Raw genomic sequence first — 476 nt, forward strand, 5'->3', positions numbered from 1 at the left:
GTTGGGCAAAGAAAGATGAAGAGACTAAAGTGGACAGCAGCCATCATCCTAGTGGTAACGGCCTACTCTGCTTTCTCGTATTACCGAGCGACGCAAATCGAGAAAAAGGTGCTGATTCCTGCTTTAAACCAAGGTGTCGAATACGAAAGAAAAGTTAGCTTTGGACTAGTCGACCCTACCGTTTCTTGGATACCGTTTTGGAGAATATTCTACAGTCCTAAAAAAGAAAATAGCCAGATCCAGTCAGAACGGCTCTTTGTAGATTACGTCGGAAGAATCGTTGATTGGTCTTCGAAAGAAGTAAGAATCGAAATGATGAATCATGGATACGCTGATGAGTACTAAAACAGATCAGCCCAACCAGACGCTCCAGGCAACTGCGGCAAACGCCCGCCTCTTTCACTACGACCCGATGAAAATCAACGACCCCAGAAATTCAAACGATAGCTTGGGCCTTGTCGCCTGAGCTCGACGTT

Annotated in this window: 1 protein-coding gene; it reads left to right on the top strand. The window is 45.8% G+C overall.

Translation table 11 applies throughout. The annotated features are described in order from the left end of the window. A partial coding sequence (locus tag QEH57_RS24795; protein WP_309009498.1) for a hypothetical protein occupies positions 1-345 on the top strand: 345 nt, incomplete at its 5' end. Between the last annotated feature and the right edge of the window lie 131 nt (positions 346-476).

Origin of the sequence: Pelagicoccus sp. SDUM812005 (assembly GCF_031127875.1) — a bacterium.
GTDB lineage: Bacteria > Verrucomicrobiota > Verrucomicrobiia > Opitutales > Opitutaceae > Pelagicoccus.